Raw genomic sequence first — 20,711 nt, forward strand, 5'->3', positions numbered from 1 at the left:
CAGAACTCCTCGGGAGCGGAGCAGGGGGGAGGGGTGCGTGGAGCTGGAAGAGGTCAGCGGCGGGTCGCCGAGCGGGCGACCAGCCGCTCGATGCCCATCTGCAACAGGGTCAGTGCTGCGGTCAGCACGAGGTACCAGAAGGTCGCGACGAGCAGCAGCGGCGTCTGCTGCAGGTTGCGGGCACCGATCTCCATGACAGCGGAGAACAGGTCGGTGACCGACGCGAGGATGACCACGGCCGTGGTCTTGGTCATGGCGATGACATTGTTGAAGAACGGCGGGATGACCACCGGCAGAATCTGTGGGGCGAGCACCCGGCGACGGATCTGGCCGGGGGTCATGCCTACCGCGCGGGCCGCCTCCAGCTGGCCGGGTGGAATTGCAGCGATACCACCGCGGAGCACCTCCGCGAGGTAGGCCGACTCGTTGAAGCTCAGTCCGATGATTGCGCCCACGACGGGCGCGACCAGCAGGTTGGTGTCGAAGAAGAGGAACTCGGGACCGAACGGAATCCCCAGGGAGATGACCGGGTAGAGCTGGGCGAGGTACACCCAGAAGATCACCTGCACGATGACCGGCACGCCACGGAAGAACCAGATGTACCAGCCGGCGATCGTTGACAGCACCCGGCTCGAGGACAGCCGCATCCCGGCGATGAGAGAGCCGAGGACCAGGCCCACGCCGACGGCACCGACCGTGAGCACGATGGTCGTCACCAGACCGCTCAGCACCATCTCGTCGAATAGGTACTCGCCGACGACATCCCAGCGCCAGCGTTCGTTGGTGACGACGCTGCTGGCCAGCATCGCCAGGATGACCGCCAGCAGCCCGTAGCTGACCAACCGCCACGGGTGCTTGCGCCGGACCAGTGCCAGATTCGGGGGTGTGGGCTCCGTGCCGGCGGGTGCGGTCGCGGTGGGGACGGCGGTGCTCACGGCGGCTCCGGGTGACGGGAGGGTCTCGGCAACGGTGCGGGCGCTCACTGGACGCGCGCCAGGAACTCACGCGTGCGGGGGTGCGTGGGATGCCCGAAGACCTCGGCGGGCGTGCCGTACTCGACGATGCGGCCGGCGTCGACGAAGGCGACGCGGTCGGCGACCTCACGGGCGAAGGTCATCTCGTGGGTGACCACGATCATGGTCATACCGGCCTCGGCCAGTTGCTTCATGACGCCGAGCACCTCGCCGACGAGCTCGGGGTCCAGCGCGCTGGTGGGCTCGTCGAAGAGCATCAACTGCGGGTCCATCGCCAGGGCGCGGGCGATGGCGACGCGCTGCTGCTGCCCGCCGGAGAGCTGGCGCGGGTACATGCCGGCGCGGTCGGAGAGGCCGACCCGGGCCAGCAGTTCCTCGGCACGACGCCGGGCTCGCGCGCGCGGAACGCCGGCGACGACGACGGGCCCTTCCATGACGTTCTCCAGCGCCGTCCGGTTGGGGAACAGGTTGAACTGCTGGAAGACCATGCCGATGTGCCGGCGCTGAGCGGCGGCCTCGCGCGGAGACAGCTCGTAGCGGCGGCCGTCGCGCAGCCGGACGCCGATCAGCTCGCCGCCCACCTCGATGACGCCGTCGGTGGTCTCCTCGAGACCGTTGACGCAGCGGAGCATCGTCGACTTGCCGGAGCCCGATGCGCCGATCACGCAGACCACCTGGCCGCGCTCGATGGTGAGGTCGATGCCGCGCAGGACCTCGATGGCCCCGAAGGACTTCCAGACGTTGCGAAAGGAGACCATGGGAGCGGTCTCGGTCGACTCCGCCCGGTCGGGCCGGGCCTTCGTCTCTGTCGGCTGAACCACGATGCCACCTGTCCTACCGGGGCCGGCGCCCCGCTCGACTGCGTTGAGGAAGAGTGATGGCGAACACGTCAGACAGTCCAATGCTGTTTCGGCGTCGCCTCCATGCCAATGCGGCATAGGATTGTCACGTGGACCTTCGTCGTGTCGAGCACTTCCTCGCCGTCGTCGACGCCGGCACGGTGACCGCCGCCGCGGAGCAGATCCGGATCGCGCAGCCAGCGCTCAGCCGTCAGCTGCTCCAGTTCGAACGGGACCTGGGCATCCGGCTCTTCGACCGGGCGCGCGGACGGCTGGCGCTCACCCCCGCCGGGCGGGAGTTCGTCCCCGTCGCCCGAGAGCTCATGGCTCACGCCGACCGCACGCGGGCCGCCGCACGGCATCTGGCCGAGGGTGTGCTCGACCGGCTCCTGGTCGCGGCACCCGCGGCGACCATCACCGAGCTGCTGGCGCCCTTCCTCGGCACCCTCGGCCGGAAGGAACCCCTGGTGCTGGTGCGCGAGGTGTCCACGACGCGCGCCTATGCCGCTCTCGAGACGGGAGCCGACCTCGCGATCTCACCGGCGTCGGTGACCGGCTCGCTCGCGCATCTCCGCATCGGCGCAGTGCCGCTGCGTGCCCATGTCGCGCCGGACCATCCCTGGGCGCAGCGGTCCGGGACGGTGGAACTTGCCGAACTCGTCGAAGAACGCCTGTTCCTGCTACCGCAGGACAACGTGTCCCGCGTCGAACTCGACCTCGCAGTGGCGCGGGCCGGCCTGGCCTTCGGCGAGGTGACGGAGTGCGCGGTGGGCCGCGTCATCCAAGCCCATGCGGCAGCCGGGCGCGGGGTCGGTGTCACCACGGACCTGCCCCGGTTCGGAGCTCGGAGCCTGCGGATCGCTCCTCCCGGCGCGTCCGGCGAGCCGCTGCAGATCGTCCTCCATGCCGCCTGGGACCCGACCCACTTCGCCGCAGAGGTCATCGAGTCCATGGCCCGCCGGATCGGGTCCTTCCTGGCCACGGTGGGTCAGGCGGCACGCTGGACCCCTACCTCACACCCCGATCGGTGACAGCGCGGTGATCATGCCGAACAGGTCCTTGGGATCCTCGGGCTCGGCCACCAGGTCGATGTGGGTGACCCAGGCAGTTCCGCGCACGGCGTCGCGCAGGTATCGCAGCGCCGAGAAGTCCTCGATCGCGAAGCCCACCGAGTCGAAGACGGTCACCTCGTCGCGGGAGGCTCGGCCCGGACGGCGGTCGACGAGCACCTCCCAGAGCTCCGTGACGGGGAACTCGGGCTCCACGGCCTGGATCTCACCCTCGATCCGGGTCTGGGGTGTGAACTCGACGAACACCCCCGCGGAACGCAGGATCTCCGGGTCGAGTTCGGTCTTGCCAGGGCAGTCGCCGCCGACCGCATTGATGTGCATGCCCGGCTCGATCCAGTCGAGGGGCAGCACGGTCGCCCGCGCCTTGTCGGCGGTACAGGTGGTCACGACGTCGGCTGCGCGGACCGCCTCACGGCCAGAGGTCGCGACGGTGACGTCGAAGCCGAGCGGCTCGAGGTTCCGCGCGACCTTGTCCATCGCGAGCGGATCGGTGTCCCAGACGGTGACCTGGTCGATGCCGAGCGCGCTGCGCATCCCCATGGCCTGGAACTCCGCCTGGCTACCCGCTCCGATCAGTGCCAGGCGCCGCGAGTCCGGACGGGCCAGAGCCTTGGCCGCGACGGCCGAGGTCGCCGCGGTCCGCAGTGCGGTGAGCAGCGTCATCTCGGCGAGGAACACCGGGTAGCCGGTGGATACATCCGCCAGCGCTCCGAAGGCGGTGACGGTCTGGAAACCGCGGGCCGGGTTGGAGGGGTGACCGTTGACGTACTTGAACGCGTAGCTCACCGAGTCGCTGGTGGGCATCAGTTCGATGACGCCGAAAGGCGTGTGGCTGGCCACCCTGGGCGTCTTGTCGAACGATTCCCAGCGACGGAAGTCATTCCGGACGTACCTGGCCATCCCGGCGATGTTGGGTTCGGCTCCAGCGGCGGCTATCCACCGCACCATGTCGTGGACGCCGACGAACTCGGTCATGTCAGTGCCTTCCTCTGGACGTCCGTAGCCGGCCGTGCCGAAGGCCGCACATCGCTCCGAGCGGAGCGCGCGGGCCGCCTGTTCGATCCCCTGTCGGCCGCAACCGAGACGTACATCGGTGCCGGCGATCCGAGCAGGGGCCGGACCACGGGGGGAGTGTCAGGTGCAAGCTTGGAGTGGCGCGTCCGGGCAGTCCAATGCCGAATTGCTGGCAGGGACATGCCGTGGCGGCATGCACGATCGGTATCGCGATGCCCTGCTGTCGACTCGGCGGACGACCTCGCCACCTGGGCCGGAGGTCACCGGGACGTCCGGGCGTGGTCCGTGCGGCGTTCAGCCCTGCGTGCGGTTCAGCAGATCGCGCGCGATGACGATGCGCTGGATCTGGTTCGTGCCCTCGTAGATCTGGGTGATCTTGGCGTCGCGCATCATCCGCTCGACGGGGAAGTCCGTGACGTAGCCGGAGCCGCCGAGCAGCTGGACGGCGTCGGTGGTGACCTTCATGGCCGTGTCGGAGGCGAACAACTTCGCGGCCGCGCCGGATGCGCCCATCGTCGGAGCCCCCGCCTCGATCTCCTCGGCGGCGGCATGCGTGAGCAGGCGGGCGGCGCGTACGGCCACGGCCATGTCCGCGAGCATGAACTGCAGCCCCTGGAACTCGGCCAGGACCTTGCCGAACTGCCGGCGCTGGGAGACGTGGTCGACCGCGACGTCCAGGGCTCCCTGGGCGATGCCGACCGCCTGTGCGGCGACCCCGGTGCGGGTGCGGTCGAGGGTGCCCAGTGCGATCCGCAGCCCCTCGCCGGGCCGGCCGATCAGCCGGTCGGCCGGCAGCGGCACATCGTCGAGGTAGACCTCCGTGGTCGGGGACCCCTTCAGCCCCATCTTCTTCTCGGGGGCGCCGAAGGACAGCCCGGCGTCGGTCCTCTCCAGCGCGAAGGCCGAGATCCCGCGGCTGCCGGCCTCGGGGTCGGTCACGGCGAAGAGCACGTAGCAGTCGGCGACCCCGCCGTTGGTGATCCACCGCTTGGTGCCGCGCACGCGCCAGCCCTCGTCCGTCGCCTCGGCGCGGGTGGTCATCGATGCGACGTCGCTCCCCGCGTCCGGTTCCGAGAGGGCGAACGCACCGAGCGCCTCGCCGGCGGCGATCGGCGCCAGCCAGCGCCGCTGCTGCTCCTCCGAGGCGGCGAGCAGCAGGGGCCAGGCGAACAGCTCGTTGGCCCCGGACACCTGCTGCGTGGTGGCGCAGACCCGGGCGATCTCCTCGGCCACCACGGCACTGGTGAGGGCGTCGGCGCCGACGCCGCCGTAGGCCTCGGGGACGACCACGGCGTGCAGTTGTGACTCGACCAGGGCCTGGTAGCCCTCCGTCGGGAAGCGGGCTGCTTCGTCCACGGCGGATGCGAAGGGGGCGATGCGCCCGGTCGCGACCGACCGGGCCAGCTGCCGGATCTCCTCGAGGTCGTCAGCGGCGATGCTCATGGGCAGCTCCGCTGCCCGCCGCCGACGACGGCGACGGCTGCTCCCGTGTCGTCCGGTTCGGGCATGGATCTCCTCAGGGCAGCCGCTGGATCTGCGGCAGCACGGACCGGGTGAACAGGTCGACGATCTCCTGCCGGCGGCCGCCCTCGCCGACGGGGGAGAAGATCAGCGTCTCGGCGCCGGCGTCGGCGTACTCCCGCGCCCGTGCGGCCACCCGGTCCGGGTCACCGTGCAGCAGGTACCGGTCGGCGAGACGGTCGAAATCCTGCTGGTACACCGCGCCGACCCCGTCGACGACCTCCTGGCGCGACCGCGCCGGATCCGGATCCACTCCGCCCCAGCAGAAGATGGCCCCGCGGACCGCCGCGGGGTCCCGCCCCGCCTGCTCGGCGGCCGCGCGTACCTCGGCGAGGCTGGAGGCCACCTGCTCCGGCGAGTACATGTACGGCATCCAGACGTCGCCGAAGCGGCCGGCCCGGGTGACGGCGGCCGGGCTCCGGCCGCCCAGCCAGATCGGCGGGCCGCCCGGCTGCACGGGGCCGGGTGCCAGCTGCAGGCCGGGCACGCGGGCGAACCGGCCGTCGAACTCCACGGGGCCGCCGTTCCAGAGGGCCGCGAGCAGCTCCAGCGCCTCGTCGGTCCGGGCTCCGCGGTCGGTCACGTCCACGCCGGCGGCGACGAACTCGGGCGGGTATTCACCGCCCACGCCGACGCCCATGTCGAACCGCCCGCCGGAGACCTGGTCGAGGGTGGTCGCCAGCTTCGCCGCGATCGCGGCGGGATACAGCGGCAGCACCGTGAGGGAGCTCAGCAACCGGATGCGGGACGTGGCTCCGGCCGCCGCCGCCAGCGCGATGAAGCCGTTCGGGTGCGGCCCGTGGAAGAAGAGGTGCTCGCCCACGGCGACACCGTCGTAGCCGGCGTCCTCGGCGTGACGTGCCTCGGTGGCGACGGCGCGCTGGTCGAAGCTCAGGGTCAGGACCGCACGCATCTGCATCGTCTCCTCGAGCGGGCAACTTGCTACGCAGAGACTACAGCTCGCCAGCGAAATAGTAGAGTGACTGGCGTGATGGGACAGCGGACGGTGCTCGTGCTGGGCGGGAGCAGCGGGATCGGGCGGTCGGTGGTGCGTCGTCTCGCCGCCGAGGGCACGCCGGTGGTGTTCACGTACCACACCGGTGCCGAGCGAGCCGAGTGGATGTGCGCCGATCTCGGTCCCGGCGTCCGGGCGGTCCGGTGCGACGTCCGTCGTCCCGACGACGTCGCGGCGGCCTTCGAGGCCGCCGGCACCGAGCTCGCCGGAGTGGTGCACTGTGCCGGGGCCTGGACGTACACCCGCCTGCGCGACCTCACCGTCGAGGAACTGGACGACGCGTGGGCCCTCAATGCACGGTCGGTGGCGCTGACCCTGCAGGAGAGCGGGCGCCGGCTTCCCGACGGCGGCGCGGTCGTCGTGGTCTCCTCCGTGGCCGCGGAGCTGGCTCCGGCCCGCCAGACCTCGTACGTCATGGCCAAGGCGGCCGCCGAGGCCGCGGTCCGTGTGGCGGCCAAGGAACTGGGGCGTCAGGGCATCCGCGTCACCGCGGTCCGGCCGGGCGCCACCGACACCCCGCAGCTGCGCGCGACCACGGGGGAGGAGGCCATCGAGGCGATGGCCAAGGCTCCGGCCCTCCGTCGCCTCGGCCAGGCCGACGACATCGCCTCGGTCATCGCGTTCCTGCTCGGCCCGGATGCCTGCTGGGTCACCGGCACGGTCATCGACGTGACCGGCGGGCTGCGGTAGCGGCGGTCAGCCGACCTGCACGAGGTGGGCGCGGTACCGCCGGGCGTTCTCGACGTAGAGCGGAACGGCCTGGTCGATCTGCTGGGCGATCCCCGCGCCGTCGCGGACGCGCGCGGGAACACCGAGCGCCCGGGAGTCCGCCGGCACCAGGGTGCCCTCCGGGACCAGGGCACCGGCGCCCACGAGTGATCCGTCCCCGATGGCAACGCGATTGAGCACCACCGAGTTCGACCCGATCAGGCAGCGATCGCCCACGGTGCAGCCCTCGAGATGGGCCAGGTGCCCGACGACGCAGTCAGCGCCGATGACCGTCGGGTGCTCGGCGGTGGTGTGTAGCACCGTGCCGTCCTGGATCGACGTCCGCGCCCCGATCCGGATTTCCCCGTAGTCACCGCGCAGCACGGCCTGTGGCCAGACGCTCACCTCCGGCCCGAGTTCGACCCGGCCGATGACCGTGGCGTCGGGATGCACCCAGGCGGTGGGGTGGATCGTGGGGGCGATCCCGTCGAGGGCCCAGACGCTCACGAATGCTCGTCGACGAGTTCGGTGTCCACGCCGATCTTGCCGACCTTCGACGCCCCGCCCGGGCTGCCGAGCGGCGCGTCACGCCCGGGAAGGGGCTCGACGAAGAACCGCCGGTTGTCGGCGATGTGGGGCTCGTTCTCGTCGGACACCCGGCGGTCCTGCGCGATGGCCTCGACCGGGCACACCGGCTCGCAGGCGCCGCAGTCGATGCACTCCTTGGGATTGATGTAGAGCTTCCGGTCGCCCTCGTAGATGCAGTCGACCGGGCACTCCTCCACGCAGGACATGTCGGTGGTGTCGATGCATTCGGAGCCGATGACGTAGGGCACGGGGAGGTCTCCTCGGGGGTTGTCCGGGTTTCAGGAACTGGCGGCCGCGCCGATTCCGGCGGGGTCGTCGCTGCTGTGCCCCGGGAACAGCGGCTGGTCGGGGTCGAGATAGGTGGCGGCGTTGTTCACCGCGGTCGCGGACTCCCCGAAACCTACGGCGATCAACCGCACCTTGCCCGGGTACTCGGTGATGTCACCGGCCGAGTACACGCCGGGCACGGACGTGCGCATCGCGGTGTCGACCATGATCTTGCGGTCGACGATGTCGATGCCCCACGTCTCCAATGGGCCGATGTCGGCGGTGAAGCCGAGCGCGGCGATGACCGACTGGGCCTGGTAGGGCGTCACCGTGCCGTCCTTGTGCTTGACGTGCACGGTGTGCAGCCGACCGTCGCCCTCGAGCGAGTCGACCTGCGCGTCGGTGACGATGACGGTCGAACCCTTCTCCATGTCGGCGACGCTGGCGGCATGAGCCCGGAAGTTCTTGCGCCGGTGCACCAAGGTGACCGAGGAGGCGAGCCCGTCGAGGGCCAGCGCCCAGTCGACCGCGCTGTCGCCGCCGCCGACGATGACGACGTCCTGCCCGGCGTGCGCGGCGAGTTCCTTGACCACGTACGTCAGCCCGCGCCCCTCCCACTCGGCGCCCCCCGGCAGCGGGCGGGGGGTGAAGGTGCCGATGCCGCCGGTGATGACCACCGTTCCGGTGCCGATCCGGGTGCCCTTGTCGGTGGTGACCACGAGCCGCTCACCGGCTCGCGGGCGGTGCCCGGCCTCGTTGGTGAGGTGCTCGGCCCGTTCGCCGAGCACGTAGACCGGGTCGAAGCGGGCCGCCTGCTCGACGAGGCCGGCGACGAGATTCCGGCCCTTGATCCCCGGGAAGCCGGCGACGTCGTAGACCATCTTCTCCGGGTACAGCGCGGTCACCTGGCCGCCGGGCTCGGGGAGGCTGTCGACGATCGCCGTCCGCAGCCCCCGGAAGCCGGCGTAGTACGCGGCGTAGAGACCCGCCGGGCCGGCGCCGACCACCAGCAGGTCGACGTCGACCCGCCGTCCGCCGTCGGCCGAGGCCTCCGGCAGCAGGGTGTCCGTCGCGCTCATGCCGGTCCTCCGGTGATCGGGGTCAGGTCGGGCTTGGCCGCCCCGCCGAGGCGCTCCAGGGCGAGTTCACGGATGCGGAAGCGCTGCAGCTTCCCGGTCGCGGTGGTCGGCAGCTCGTCGAACACCAGGACGTTGCGCGGCCGCTTGAACGCGGCCAGGCCCTCGCGGCAGAAGGCGACCAGGTCGTCGGCCGTGGTGGTGGCCCCGGGGGAGAGGACGGTGCAGGCGACCGGCTTGTCCAGGCCGGCCTCGTCGGGCACCGACACGACGACGACCTGCATGACGTCGGGGTGCTGCCGCAGCCGGTCCTCCACCTCCGTGGGGGACACCCAGATGCCGCCGGCCTTGATGATGTCGTCCGTACGGCCCAGCGAGCTGAAGTAACCGTCCTCGCTGCGGACGTAGGTGTCACCGGTGCGCACCCAGTGGCCCTGGAAGACCAGTCGCGTCGTCTCCGTCCGGCACCAGTAGCCGGTCGCGGCCGAAGCGCCGCGCACGAACAGGTTGCCGGGGGTCCCGTCGGGCACGGGGTTGCCGTCGTCGTCGACGATCTTGGCCTCGTAGCCGGGGACGATCTCGCCGGTGGCGCCGGCGCGGGTGCGGCCGGGGCGCCCGCTGATGAAGATGTGCAGCATCTCGGTCGAGCCGATGCCGTCGAGCATCTCGACGTCGAAGGTGGAGGTGAACCGCTCGAACAGCGCCGCGGGGAAGGCCTCGCCGGCCGAGACGCAGGCGCGCACGCTGGCGAAGGCGTCCTGCGGCAGCCCGGCCGCGAGCAGGGCCGCGTAGTAGGTCGGCCCGCCGAAGAACAGCGTGGGCCGGAAGTCCCGCAGCACTCGCAGGGTGCCGGCCGGGCTGGGCCGCGACCGGTCGAGGACGGTGCTGGCACCCACCGCGAACGGGAAGGTCAGCGTGTTGCCGAGGCCGTAGGCGAAGAAGAACTTCGCCACCGAGAAGGCGACGTCGTCCGGGCCGATGGCCAGCACGTCGCGGGCGTAGGTCTCCGCGGTGTCGCGCAGCGAGCCGTGGCGGTGCATCGCCCCCTTGGGCGTGCCCGTGGTGCCGGACGTGTACAGCCAGAACGCGGGGGAGTCGGGCACCGTCGGGTACGGCGTGGCCGTCTGCTCCAGGAAGTCCGCCCCGGCGGCCACGAACGACTCCCAGTCGCGGACCCGGGTGGCCTCGACGTCCGGCAGCGTCGCCCCGGCGTCGTCGGTGAGGACGACGACGTCGGCGAGGTCGGGCAGCCCGCCGACGGCCGGCGCCAGGTCGGCGAACTCCGAGCTGAGGGCGACCAGGCGGGCGCGGCTGTCGCGGGCCAGCACGGCGATGTCCTTGGGCTTCAGCATGGTGCTCACCGGCACGGGCACGGCACCGATCCGCAGACCGGCGAGGAACGCCGTCAGCAGTTCGGGCGTGTCGCCCATGCACAGGACGAGCCGCTCCTCGGGGCGGACCCCCGAGGCGATCAGGGCCGCGGCGAACCGGCGGACCTGCTCGTCGAGCTCGCCGTAGCTGAACGTGCGCACGCTGCCGTCGAGGCCGATCGCGGTGATCGCCCGCCGCTCCGGCGTCGCGCGGGCGTGCCGGGTGACCAGCCACTCGGCGGCGTTGAACACGTCCGGCGCGGGGGGTGCAGGAGCTGGAGGTGCTGCGGGGGCGGTGTCGACGGTGGCCACGCTGCCCGTCCCTTCTGGTGACGGCGGAGCCGCCGGGTGACCGATCGCATCACCCGGCGACTCCGGAGAGGTCAGAACCGGACCGGCTCAGAACCGGACGTAGTCGTACTCGACCGGCATCGAATTGATACCGACCGACGGAGGCGAGATCCAGCCGGCGAATTCGCCGGTGTCGTAATGCGGCACCATCAGCTCGGCCACCTGGGCGCGGTCGTCCCGGGTGGGCAGGTAGTCGCCGACGCTCCGCTCCCACGTGGCGTCGTCGACGATCTCGCCGGTGGGCGTCACGTTGTGCCCGGCGAAGGCGCCGACCTTCCGGTTGAACGCCTGGTGCGGCAGGAAGAGCCGCTGCTCGAGCCCGGCGTCCTCGAGTTCCTGGTTCCACCGCATGACGCCGTTGGCGCAGTCGGCGACGTACTCGTTGCGGAGGTCGAGGTTGAGCGCGGTGAGCATCGGCACGGTCTTCGTGCTCATCTGCCCGTTCTCGATGATCGGCACGTCCATGGTGAGGTCGTGCAGCTGGTGGTCGTCCTTGCGGCGGGTCTCCATCCAGCGGCCCTTGAGGCCGGCCGTGTAGTACGACGCGACGTTCGAGGACGTCTCGGACCCGAAGAGGTCCATCGAGACCGAGAACTGGAAGTTGAGGTACTTCTGGATGACCGACAGCGGGATGCCGCCGTACTGCCAGATGTCGTCGGTGCCGTGCTGCTTCATCAGCTCGGCGGTGCGCTGCACGGTGCGCTGCACGCCGGTCGTGCCGACGAACATGTGGTGCGCCTCTTCCTTGAGCATGAACTCGCAGGTGCGCGCCAGCGGGTCGAAGCCGCTCTCCTTCAGCGTCCCGAGCTGGTACTTGCCGTCCCGGTCGGTGAAGTAGGTGAACATGAAGAACGACAGCCAGTCCGTCGTCTCCTCGTTGAACGCGCCGAGGATGCGCGGCGAGTCGAAGTCGCCCGAGTTGCGCTTGAGCAGCTGCTCGGCCTCCTCGCGGCCGTCCTTTCCGAAGTAGGCGTGCAGCAGGTAGACCATCGCCCAGAGGTGACGGCCCTCCTCCACGTTGACCTGGAAGAGGTTGCGCATGTCGTAGAGCGACGGCGCGGTCATGCCGAGGTGACGCTGCTGCTCCACCGAGGCGGGCTCGGTGTCGCCCTGGACGACGATCAGCCGGCGCAGGTCCGACCGGTGCTCACCGGGGACCTCCTGCCAGGCCGGCTCACCCTTCCGGTCGCCGAAGTTGACCTTGCGGTCGGGATCCTGCTCGGCGAGGAAGATGCCCCAGCGGTACTCCTCCATGGGCACGCGGTCGAAGTGTGCCCAGCCGTCGCGGCCGACCGCGATGGCCGTGCGCAGGTAGACGTCGTGCGTGGGGATCGACGGGCCCAGGTTCTTCCACCAGTCGATGAACTTCGGCTGCCACCCCTCCAGCGCCCGCTGGAGCTTGCGGTCGCCGGCCAGGTTGACGTTGTTCGGGATCTTCTCGCTGTAGTCGATCTTCGACATCGGGCCGGTCGGCCTGGGTGCCTCGCCGGTGACCGTGCCGGACTGCGGTGTGGATTCGGTGGTGGTCATGCTCAGACCCGCTTCCTGTCGTAGTCGGCCCGCTGACCGGTGCCGTACCGGCGCAGTGCTCCTTCGGGGCCAGCGGCGTTGGGCCGCTGGAAGATCCAGTTCTGCCACGCGGTGAGCCGGCCGAAGACCTTGGTCTCCGGCGTCTCCTGGCCGGCGAAGCGGAGGTTGGCCTCCATGCCGGTCAGCGCATCGGGGGAGAAGCTCCGGCGCTCCTCGATGACCAGCCGGACCTCGTCCTCCCAGTCGATGTCGTCGGGGGCGCTGGTGACCAGGCCGAGCTCGAGGGCGTCGGCGGCCGGCAGGTCCCGGCCGACGGCCGCCTCCGCGGCGGCCAGCTCCGAGGCGGAACCGAGGAAGCGGACCTGCAGGCGGGTGAGGTCGTTGCCCATGGGCAGCAGGCCGGTGTTGAACTCGTCGAGCCGGAGCACCGCCGCGGGCTTCGGGGCGTCGTCGTCCTCGAACTGCCCCTCGAGCATGAACGAGCGGTCGGCGGCGAACGCGATCTCGGCGAGCAGGCCGGCGAAGCAGCTGCCCGGCTCGATCAGCGCGAACAGGCTGCGCGACGTGGTGTCCAGCCGCTTGACCGTGCGCTTGTAGAAGCCGATGGTCTCGTTGACCAGCCAGTCGTCGCGGTGGGCCAGCAGGAACTCGTCGTAGGCGGCAACGGTGTCGACGTCGCCCTCGGTGCGCAGCAGCCAGGTGCCGACGGCGAGCTCGTTGGTGCGCAGCCGGAGGATGGCGTCGTCCAGCTCGCGGGTGGCGGCCAGCAGCCATGCCTGGTCGCCCTGCTCGTGCAGCTCCGCGACGCTGCCAGGCACCGACGTCGGGCCGAGCACGGTGATCGTGGCGGTACCCGACTCGCGGTCGAGGACCACGCGCACGTGCTCGTAGCGGGTGGTGTCCCCGTCGACCTCACGCGTCAGCGGGGTGAGCCGCACCCCGTGGGCGTCGGCACCGGGCCGGGACGAGGTCGCGGCGGCCTCGGTCGCCCGGCGGGCGATGTCGTCGGAGAAGTCGCGGGCCTTGACGACGGCGTCGACCAGCCGCCACTGCACGGCCCGATCGCCCTTGATGCCCTCGGACGTGGTGGAGAAGACGTCGGCGAGGTCGCGACGGACGCCGCGCTTGTCCACGACCCGCGTCAGGCCGCCGGTGCCGGGCAGCACGCCGAGCAGCGGCACCTCCGGCAGCGAGACCGCCGAGGAGTTGTCGTCGATCAGCACGATCTGCTCGCAGGCGAGGGCGAGTTCGTAGCCGCCGCCGGCCGCCGTGCCGTTGACGGCGGCGATGAACGGCAGGCCGGAGTTCGCCGTGGCGTCTTCGATGCCGTTGCGGGTCTCGTTGGTGAACTTGCAGAAGTTCACCTTCCAGCTGTGCGGCGAGGCGGCCAGCATCTTGATGTTGGCGCCGGCGCAGAACATGCGCTCCTTGCCGCTGGTCACCACGACGGCCTTGACCTCGGGGTGCTCGAAGCGGATCCGCTGCACCGCGTCGTGGAGCTCGATGTCGACACCGAGGTCGTAGCTGTTCATCTTCAGCTCGTAGCCCGGGACGATCCCGCCGTCCTCGGCCACGTCGAGCGTCAGGGTGGCGACCTCGCCGTCGACCGAGAGGCTCCAGTGCTTGTAGGCCTCGGGGGAGGTGTCGAACGAGACCTCCACGGGGCTCGCCGGTGTCTCGGGTGCCGGGGCCTGGGCCGCGTCGGTCGCCTGTCGGTCGTCGAGGGTGGTCACGCTGCTGCCTCCAGGGGATTGCTGGCACGGGGGATCCCCGCGGCTGCCGCATCCATCGTGACGTGCTACACCGAAATGCGCAAGGTGTACGACAAGTGTAGATATCGGCGTCGCCTTCCCGCGCCCAGCATCGTGGCACAGGTCACACTGGTGGGACCTCCCGGCCGGCCGGCCGGGCAGGCCGCCGAGCACAGGAGCCGTCATGGAGACCACCGCGGCGACCGCCGCCACGCTGAGCTGGGTGAAGGACGAGGACCCCCGCTGGGATGCCGACCGCCGACGCGTGTTCGCCACCGTTCCCGAGGTCGTCTTCCCGTCGTTGCCGCGTCGCGAGGAAGAGCAGCTACCCGGTGACTGGTGGCGGGTGGAGGACGGCGGGCGGGTGGTCGGCTACGGCTGGCTGGACGACGTCTGGGGCGACGCGGAGATCCTGCTCGCCGTCGAGGAGAGGGCGCGGGGCACCGGAGCGGGCGCCTTCACCCTGGCGCGCCTCGAGGACGAGGCGGTCGCCCGCGGACTCAACTACGTGGTGAATGTGGTGCGTGACACACACCCCGACCGCGCCGCCGTCACCGAGTGGTTCCTCGCCCACGGCTTCGCCGGCACCGACGACGGCCGGCTCCGCAAGCGGGTGGGTGACCGGACCCGGGACATCGGCCAGCGCAACGAGGGCCGTCCGGGAACCGGCCGGTTCGAACCGGACGGGGCGCACCGGGCGGCGTACGACGCCGAGCGCGAGCGGGCGTCGGCGCGCCCCCGGACCGAGTCCGGGCAGCCGGGCGGTTCCGACATCGGCCCCGGGGCCGAGGAGAGCGGCGGTTACGTCGACGTGACCGCCCACCGCTACTGAGTCGCGCGCCGCTTTCTGGGTGTTGTTCGCGCCTTGGGGGTCCAGCAGAACTCCCGAGGCGCGAACAACACCCCCGAAGCGCCGGGGCGGGGTCAGGCGACGCCGAGGAGGCTGTGGGCGACCGAGCTGTCGCTGCGGAACTCCTGGGTGCTGGACCGGTGCGCGATCACGCCCTTGTCCATGACCGCGATGTCGTCGGCGACGGCGAACGCGAGGTGCAGGTCCTGTTCGACGACCAGGAGTGTGACCCCCTCGGCCTTCATCCGGCCGATGGCCTCGCCGATCAGGTCCACGACCGCGGGTGCCAGCCCGTCCGAGGGCTCGTCCATGAGCACCAGGCGTGGATTGGTCAGCAGGGCGCGCGCGATGGCCAGCATCTGCTGCTCGCCGCCCGACAGCTGGCCGGCATCGTGCCGCCGGCGTTCCCCGAGGCGGGGGAACAGGTCCAGCACCCGGTCGATGTCCCACGGCCCACGGCCCCGGCCACGCCGCACGGCCAGATCCAGGTGCTCGGTCACGTCGAGTGGTGCCCACACCCGCCGTCCCTGCGGCACCAGACCGACACCCGCCCGTGCGATCACGTCCGAACGGCGTCCCGCCAGGTCGACGCCGTCGAGTCGGACACTGCCCCGGGTCGGCTGCACCAGCCCCATCAGCGTGTTGATCAGCGTGCTCTTGCCCACCCCGTTGCGGCCCAGGAGCCCGAGCACCTGACCGGCCCCCACGTCGAGGTCGACCCCCTGCAGCACCGTGCTGCGCTTGTAACCGGACTCCAGGTCGCGGACCTCGAGCACGTCAGCTCACCTCCAGATGGGCGGGACCGCTGCCGTCGAGGAACAGCGACTCACGGCCGGTGCCCAGGTAGGCCTCCTGCACGGCCTCGCTGGCCCGGACCTCGTCCGGGGCTCCGGTCAGCAGCACCTGACCCAGGTGGAGCACCGTGACGGACGTGGCCAGTGCGAACACCACGTCGAGGTCGTGCTCCACGATGACCAGCGTCACCGACTCCGGCAGCGACTTGAGCAGCCCGACGAGCTGGGCGCTCTCGGCCGGTGACATGCCGGCGGCCGGCTCGTCGAGGAGCAGCAGCCGGGGCTCGCAGGCCAGCGCCACGGCGACCTCCACCTGGCGCCGCTCACCGTGCGAGAGGGCGGCGACCGGCGTCGCGGCACGCCCGGCCAGGCCGACATCGGAGAGGAGCGCCGCCACCCGTTCCCGCGCGGCCGCCTGCCGGCGCGGCACCAGGGAGCGCCGACTGCTGTGGTGGCGTTGCGCGGCCAGCAGCACGTTCTGCTGCACCGTCTGGGTGAGGAAGAGGCTCGAGTGCTGCAGGGTCTGGCTGATGCCGCGCCGGGCCCGCTGCTGCTCCGGCAGCCGGGAGACGTCGGAGCCGGCCAGGCTGATCGTCCCGGCCGACAAGGGCAGGGTGCCGGTGATCAGCTTGAACAGCGTGCTCTTGCCCGCCCCGTTCGGCCCGATGAGCGCATGGCGCGCGCCCGCGGGAACCTCCAGGCTCACGTCGTCGACCGCCTTGAGGGCGCCGAAGTGCCGGCCGACGCCGGACAGGGACAGCAGCGGCGAACTCATGCCGGACCTCCTGGGAAGCGCTGCCGGCGGCTGACCAGGCCGCCGATCCCGGCAAAGCCGCGGGGCAGCACGTAGACGGCGACGACGAACACCACGCCCAGCAGCAGCGGGCCGTGTCCGTCCAGCTGGGGACCGAAGGTGTCGCGGACCAGCACGACGACCGCCGCGCCGAGGACTGGACCCCACAGCGTCCCGGCGCCGCCGAGGATCACGGCCAGGAGGATGAGCGCGCTGGTGGTGAAGCCCGCGTCGCTCGGGTTGACGATGCGGACCAGCCCGGCCAGCAGGCCGCCGGCCAGGCCGGCGAAGCCACCGGCGATCGTGAAGGCGGCGAACTTGTAGCCGAAGGGGGAGTAGCCCAGTGACCGCATCCGGGGCTCGTTGTCCCGGATGCCGCGGAGCACGCTGCCGAACGGCGAGTGCGCCACCAGCCACAGCCCGAGGAAGCCCAGCAGCGCGACGGCCAGGATGTACCAGTACACGTAGCCGGCCAGTGTCAGAGGTTCGCCGGCGACGCGCACGCTGGGGATCCCGTAGAGGCCGTTGGAGCCGCCGGTCACGTCGGAGAGGCTCTGCGCGAGCTGGTGCACCAGCTCCCCGATGGCCAGCGTCAGCATGAGGAAGTAGACGCCGCCGCTGCGCACCGCCAGCCAGCCGGTCGCCGCCGCGGCCACGGCGCCGGCCGCCGCGGCGAGCAGGACGGGAACGGGCGCCGCACTGGTCCAGTGGATCGACACCAGCCCTGCCGTGTAAGCGCCCACCCCGAAGTACGCGGCGTGCCCGAGCGAGGGGAGCCCGGTGATACCGACGAGCAGGTCGAGGCTGACGGCGAACAGCGCGAACACCAGGATCCGGGACAGCGTGTTGGTCTCGAACGGCGCGAGGAACAGCGGGACGGCCGCGAGGACCACCAGCAGCACCAGCACCGCCACCGCGGGCAGCGGACGGCTGAACCGCCGGGACGGAGGCCCCGCGGGGCCTGTCGCCGTCGCCCCGGCGACGGACGGTTCGGTCGGCCTGTCGGCGTGCACGGTCATCAGTGGGCCACCTTCCCGGCGAAGAGTCCGCGCGGCCGGACGATGAGCACCAGCGCCAGCGTGCCGAACAGGATGAAGGAGGCGACGTCGGGCACGAGTGCGCGGCCCAGGGACTCCACCTGGCCGATCACCAGCGCGCCGACCAGGGCGCCGCGGACCGAGCCGAGCCCGCCGATGACGATGACGACGAGCGCGAGGATCAGGATCGTCTTGTCCAACCCGGGACGGGCGCCGTAGACCGGAGCGGCCAGCACGCCGGCCACGGAGGCCAGGAGCGAGCCCACCCCCAGCACGGCGAACTTGACCTTCCGGTTGTCGATGCCCAGGGCCGACACCATCTCCCGGTCGGCGACGCTGGCTCGCACGAGCGCCCCGATGGAGGTCTTCTCCACCACCAGCCAGACGACGAGGGCCAGCAGCAGGCCCACCGCGATGAGCATCAGCCGATAGGTGGGGTAGGCACTGCCGGCGACGTCGACGCTGCCGGCGAGCCCGGGGGGCTCGGGGACGGAGAACACGTCGTTGCCGTAGATCAGGGACAGCACCTCGGCGACGATCAGGGAGATGCCGAGGGTGAGCAGTGCCTGGTCGAGGATCGGCCGCCGGGCGAGAGGCTCCGTCATGCCGGAGAGCGCTCCGCCCGCCAGCAACCCGATGACGGCGGCGACGGCGAGGGCGGTGAAGAACCCGCCCCAGGACTCACCCGCGACGAAGGTCACGGCGAGGTAGGAGCCGACCAGGAAGAACGCGCCGTGGGCGAGGTTCAGGACGTCCATCATCCCGAAGACGATCGACAGGCCCACGGCGAGGATGAAGAGCAATGAGCCGATCGCGAACCCGTTGAGGATGCTGACGAGGTTGGCGTCGAACCAGCCGACCATGTGGGGTACTCCTCTCCGCAGGTCTGGGGCCGCGCCGCGATCAGGGCTGGGCGTACACGCCCAGGTCGCTCACCACGGTGTTGAGCAGGGTCCCGTCCGCCTCGGCGACCTCCCGCAGGTAGACACTCTGCTCCGGCGTCTGGTTGTTGAACTCCCACGGACCGCGCGGGCTGTCGTCGATCGTGCCGAGTTCACCCAGAGCGGCGTTGATGGTCTCCCCCTCCAGGCCCGCACACTCCTCGAGCGCGGCGTCGAGCACGTTGGCCGCGTCGTACGTCTGCATCGCGTAGACCGTCGGCAGCTCCCCGTAGGCCTCCTCGTACGCCTGGACGAAGGCCTGGTTGTCCTCGTTGTCCAGTTCGGTCGAGTAGTGCAGCGTGGTCCGTACGCCGACCGCCGCTTCACCCTGGGCGTCCAGGACGCTGCCCTCGGTGAGGAACCCCGAGCCGTACAGCGGGATCGAGTCCTTCAGCCCGAAGTCGGCGTACTGCTGCACGAAGCTGACCGCCTCACCGCCGGCGTAGAACACGAACACCGCTTCGGCACCGGAGGACTCGACCCCGGACAGGAAGGGCTGGAAGTCCTGGGTCGACCCGAACGGGGTCAGCGCCTGCCCGGCGATCGTCCCGCCGCCCTCCTCGTAGGCCGTCGTGAACCCCTCCACTGCCTCCTGGCCGGCGGCGTAGTCCGGGGCCATGACGTAGACCGGGCCGATGCCCTCCGCGGCGAGATGCTCACCCATCGCCGCAGCGATCTGGGCGTTGGTGAACGACGTTCGCCACACGTAGTCGCTGGCGGCACCCTTCGTGATGTCCTCGGCTCCGGCGTTCGCGATGATCAGCGGCACCTGGGCCTCGGTGACCGGGTCGGCCACACCGAGCGCCACGGCCGAGCTGACCACGCCGACGAGCGCGTCGACGTTGCCCTCGGTCAGGAGACGCTGGACCGCCGGGACGCCGGTGTCGGGGCTCTCGCCCTCGTCGGCGACCTCGGTCTCGACGGTGTAGCACCCCAGCATGCCGTCGTTCTGCTCCAGGTACAGCTCCCAGCCCTGGCGCATGTCCTCGCCGAGCGGGGTGTAGACGCCGGCCTGCGGGACGACCAGGCCGACCGTGACGGTCTCCTCGCCCTCGGCCGCGGCGCCGCCACCACCGCTAGCGTCCTCGTCACCTCCGAGGCTGCCGCCACCGCAGGCTGCCAGGGTCAGGGCGAGGACACCCACGCCGCAGGTCGTGGACAGCCGTCGCCGGGAGAGGTGGGCCACTGCCATGGAGATCTCCGTAGGTCCAGGACGTGCTACAGCAGCACGTCGCGTCTCGGCGAGCCTGTAGAACGCCGTCGGATGTGTCAAGCGCCACAAAGGCAACCGTGACCGGACCGGTACCTGCGCGCCTGCCCAGGCAGCGGCCATACGGATCGGTAGCGCCCTTGTGGCCGGGTGTCACGATGTACCGGTGGAGGCCGTCGTGGGACCCGTCGTGACCCGGCGGCAGGAGCTCGGCGCAGCGAGCGCGCGGAGCCTGCTGCTCACCGTGCTGGGCGAGTTCGTGCTGCCCGATGGCCGGCCGGTGTGGACGGCCACGCTCATCGACCTGCTGGCCGATCTGGATGTCGCGGAAAAGGCGGCGCGGCAGGCCATCATGCGCACGGCCGACTCGGGCTGGATCCAGCCGAGCCGGATCGGCCGCGAGACCCGGTGGTCGCTCACCGATGCGGGTACCGAGCTGCTGCGCGAGGGTACCGAGCGCATCTACAACTTCGCGGCCGAGAGCCGGCCCTGGGACGGCCGCTGGCTGGTGCTCACCGTCGCGGTACCGGAGAACAACCGGGCGCTGCGCCAGCGGCTGCGGACGCAATTGGGCTGGGCGGGACTGGGCTCCCCGTCGCCGGGCGTCTGGGTGACTCCCCGGGCTCATCGGGAGGCCCGGGCACGCAAGGTGCTCGAGGACCTGGAGCTGCTCGCGGGTAGCTGGTCGTTCGTCTCCACCGGCGGTGCGATCGGGGACGAACGGTCCCTGGTGCGCGCGGCGTGGGACCTCGACGACGTCGAGCGCCGGTACGAGGACTTCCTCGACCTGGTCAGCCGCCGCCGGCCGCGGACCGACCGGCAGGCGCTGGTCGCACAGGTCCGGCTCGTCCAGCAGTGGCGGCGCTTCCCCCTGCTCGACCCCGCGCTGCCCCGCGAGCTGCTGCCGCCACGCTGGACCGGCAACCGCGCGGCGGAGGCTTTCCGCGAGCGGCATGCCTCCTGGGCGCCGCGCGCCCGGGCGGCGTGGGAACAGGTCGCCCGTCCGGGCTGA

At 71.3% G+C, this 20,711-nt stretch carries 20 protein-coding genes; 4 read left to right on the top strand and 16 right to left on the bottom strand.

Features of this window, described 5'->3' with window-relative positions; translation table 11 throughout:
- Positions 1-53 precede the first annotated feature (53 nt).
- Positions 54-935: an amino acid ABC transporter permease gene (locus BLASA_RS11480; RefSeq protein WP_051004956.1), complete on the bottom strand. Its 882-nt coding sequence runs from the start codon at positions 933-935 to the stop codon at positions 54-56.
- 44 nt (positions 936-979) lie between these two features.
- Positions 980-1,732 (bottom strand): amino acid ABC transporter ATP-binding protein, encoded by a 753-nt coding sequence (locus BLASA_RS11485; RefSeq protein WP_041776409.1) that lies wholly within the window; start codon positions 1,730-1,732, stop codon positions 980-982.
- A 191-nt stretch (positions 1,733-1,923) separates the two neighbouring features.
- On the opposite strand from BLASA_RS11485, the gene BLASA_RS11490 reads away from it, so the two are divergent.
- The gene (locus BLASA_RS11490) at positions 1,924-2,844 is read left to right on the top strand and encodes a LysR family transcriptional regulator (protein ID WP_014376308.1); all 921 of its coding nucleotides are present in this window, start codon (positions 1,924-1,926) and stop codon (positions 2,842-2,844) included.
- Here BLASA_RS11490 and BLASA_RS11495 read toward each other — a convergent pair.
- The 3 genes from BLASA_RS11495 to BLASA_RS11505 form a co-directional block, all read right to left on the bottom strand.
- The gene (locus tag BLASA_RS11495; RefSeq protein WP_014376309.1) at positions 2,827-3,858 is read right to left on the bottom strand and encodes an ornithine cyclodeaminase; all 1,032 of its coding nucleotides are present in this window, start codon (positions 3,856-3,858) and stop codon (positions 2,827-2,829) included. The genes BLASA_RS11490 and BLASA_RS11495 overlap by 18 nt on opposite strands.
- Before the next feature lie 333 nt (positions 3,859-4,191).
- On the bottom strand, positions 4,192-5,340 hold the full coding sequence (locus BLASA_RS11500; protein WP_014376310.1) for an acyl-CoA dehydrogenase family protein: 1,149 nt from the start codon (positions 5,338-5,340) through the stop codon (positions 4,192-4,194).
- A gap of 73 nt (positions 5,341-5,413) precedes the next feature.
- Positions 5,414-6,331 (bottom strand): LLM class F420-dependent oxidoreductase, encoded by a 918-nt coding sequence (locus BLASA_RS11505; protein ID WP_014376311.1) that lies wholly within the window; start codon positions 6,329-6,331, stop codon positions 5,414-5,416.
- Between the two features lie 78 nt (positions 6,332-6,409).
- Here BLASA_RS11505 and BLASA_RS11510 point away from each other — a divergent pair, with 78 nt between their 5' ends.
- A complete protein-coding gene (locus tag BLASA_RS11510) occupies positions 6,410-7,123 on the top strand; it encodes an SDR family NAD(P)-dependent oxidoreductase (protein WP_041775727.1) in 714 nt (237 codons plus the stop codon).
- A gap of 6 nt (positions 7,124-7,129) precedes the next feature.
- Here the strand turns inward: BLASA_RS11510 and BLASA_RS11515 are convergent, their stop codons facing one another.
- The 6 genes from BLASA_RS11515 to boxC form a co-directional block, all read right to left on the bottom strand.
- Entirely contained in the window at positions 7,130-7,648 is a 519-nt protein-coding gene (locus tag BLASA_RS11515; RefSeq protein WP_014376313.1) for a gamma carbonic anhydrase family protein, read from the bottom strand.
- The gene (gene fdxA, locus BLASA_RS11520; protein WP_014376314.1) at positions 7,645-7,977 is read right to left on the bottom strand and encodes a ferredoxin; all 333 of its coding nucleotides are present in this window, start codon (positions 7,975-7,977) and stop codon (positions 7,645-7,647) included. The genes BLASA_RS11515 and fdxA overlap by 4 nt, the downstream gene beginning before the upstream one ends.
- A gap of 30 nt (positions 7,978-8,007) precedes the next feature.
- Positions 8,008-9,075, bottom strand: coding sequence for an NAD(P)/FAD-dependent oxidoreductase (locus BLASA_RS11525; protein WP_014376315.1), 1,068 nt, complete (start codon positions 9,073-9,075; stop codon positions 8,008-8,010).
- On the bottom strand, positions 9,072-10,754 hold the full coding sequence (locus tag BLASA_RS11530; RefSeq protein WP_197536212.1) for a benzoate-CoA ligase family protein: 1,683 nt from the start codon (positions 10,752-10,754) through the stop codon (positions 9,072-9,074). Before BLASA_RS11530 ends, BLASA_RS11525 begins: the two co-directional genes overlap by 4 nt.
- Positions 10,755-10,841: 87 nt before the next feature.
- Entirely contained in the window at positions 10,842-12,323 is a 1,482-nt protein-coding gene (gene boxB / locus BLASA_RS11535; protein ID WP_014376317.1) for a benzoyl-CoA 2,3-epoxidase subunit BoxB, read from the bottom strand.
- 2 nt (positions 12,324-12,325) lie between these two features.
- Complete coding sequence (gene boxC, locus BLASA_RS11540; protein WP_014376318.1) at positions 12,326-14,056, bottom strand: 2,3-epoxybenzoyl-CoA dihydrolase; 1,731 nt, start codon at positions 14,054-14,056, stop codon at positions 12,326-12,328.
- Positions 14,057-14,258: 202 nt separating this feature from the next.
- Here boxC and BLASA_RS11545 point away from each other — a divergent pair, with 202 nt between their 5' ends.
- Positions 14,259-14,906: a GNAT family N-acetyltransferase gene (locus BLASA_RS11545; RefSeq protein WP_014376319.1), complete on the top strand. Its 648-nt coding sequence runs from the start codon at positions 14,259-14,261 to the stop codon at positions 14,904-14,906.
- A 92-nt stretch (positions 14,907-14,998) separates the two neighbouring features.
- Here the strand turns inward: BLASA_RS11545 and BLASA_RS25570 are convergent, their stop codons facing one another.
- Genes BLASA_RS25570 through BLASA_RS11570 form a run of 5 tightly spaced genes read right to left on the bottom strand, consistent with a single transcriptional unit; the run spans position 14,999 to position 19,681 of the window.
- Positions 14,999-15,700: an ABC transporter ATP-binding protein gene (locus tag BLASA_RS25570; RefSeq protein WP_014376320.1), complete on the bottom strand. Its 702-nt coding sequence runs from the start codon at positions 15,698-15,700 to the stop codon at positions 14,999-15,001.
- Between the two features lies 1 nt (position 15,701).
- Positions 15,702-16,493, bottom strand: coding sequence for an ABC transporter ATP-binding protein (locus BLASA_RS25575; protein ID WP_014376321.1), 792 nt, complete (start codon positions 16,491-16,493; stop codon positions 15,702-15,704).
- On the bottom strand, positions 16,490-17,530 hold the full coding sequence (locus tag BLASA_RS11560; RefSeq protein WP_014376322.1) for a branched-chain amino acid ABC transporter permease: 1,041 nt from the start codon (positions 17,528-17,530) through the stop codon (positions 16,490-16,492). Before BLASA_RS11560 ends, BLASA_RS25575 begins: the two co-directional genes overlap by 4 nt.
- Complete coding sequence (locus BLASA_RS11565; protein ID WP_014376323.1) at positions 17,530-18,411, bottom strand: branched-chain amino acid ABC transporter permease; 882 nt, start codon at positions 18,409-18,411, stop codon at positions 17,530-17,532. Before BLASA_RS11565 ends, BLASA_RS11560 begins: the two co-directional genes overlap by 1 nt.
- A gap of 40 nt (positions 18,412-18,451) precedes the next feature.
- Positions 18,452-19,681: an ABC transporter substrate-binding protein gene (locus BLASA_RS11570; RefSeq protein WP_014376324.1), complete on the bottom strand. Its 1,230-nt coding sequence runs from the start codon at positions 19,679-19,681 to the stop codon at positions 18,452-18,454.
- Between the two features lie 196 nt (positions 19,682-19,877).
- Between BLASA_RS11570 and BLASA_RS11575 the strand changes: the two genes are divergently transcribed.
- A complete protein-coding gene (locus tag BLASA_RS11575) occupies positions 19,878-20,711 on the top strand; it encodes a PaaX family transcriptional regulator C-terminal domain-containing protein (RefSeq protein WP_231839450.1) in 834 nt (277 codons plus the stop codon).

The sequence above is a fragment of the Blastococcus saxobsidens DD2 genome (genome assembly GCF_000284015.1).
Classification (GTDB): Bacteria; Actinomycetota; Actinomycetes; order Mycobacteriales; family Geodermatophilaceae; genus Blastococcus; species Blastococcus saxobsidens_A.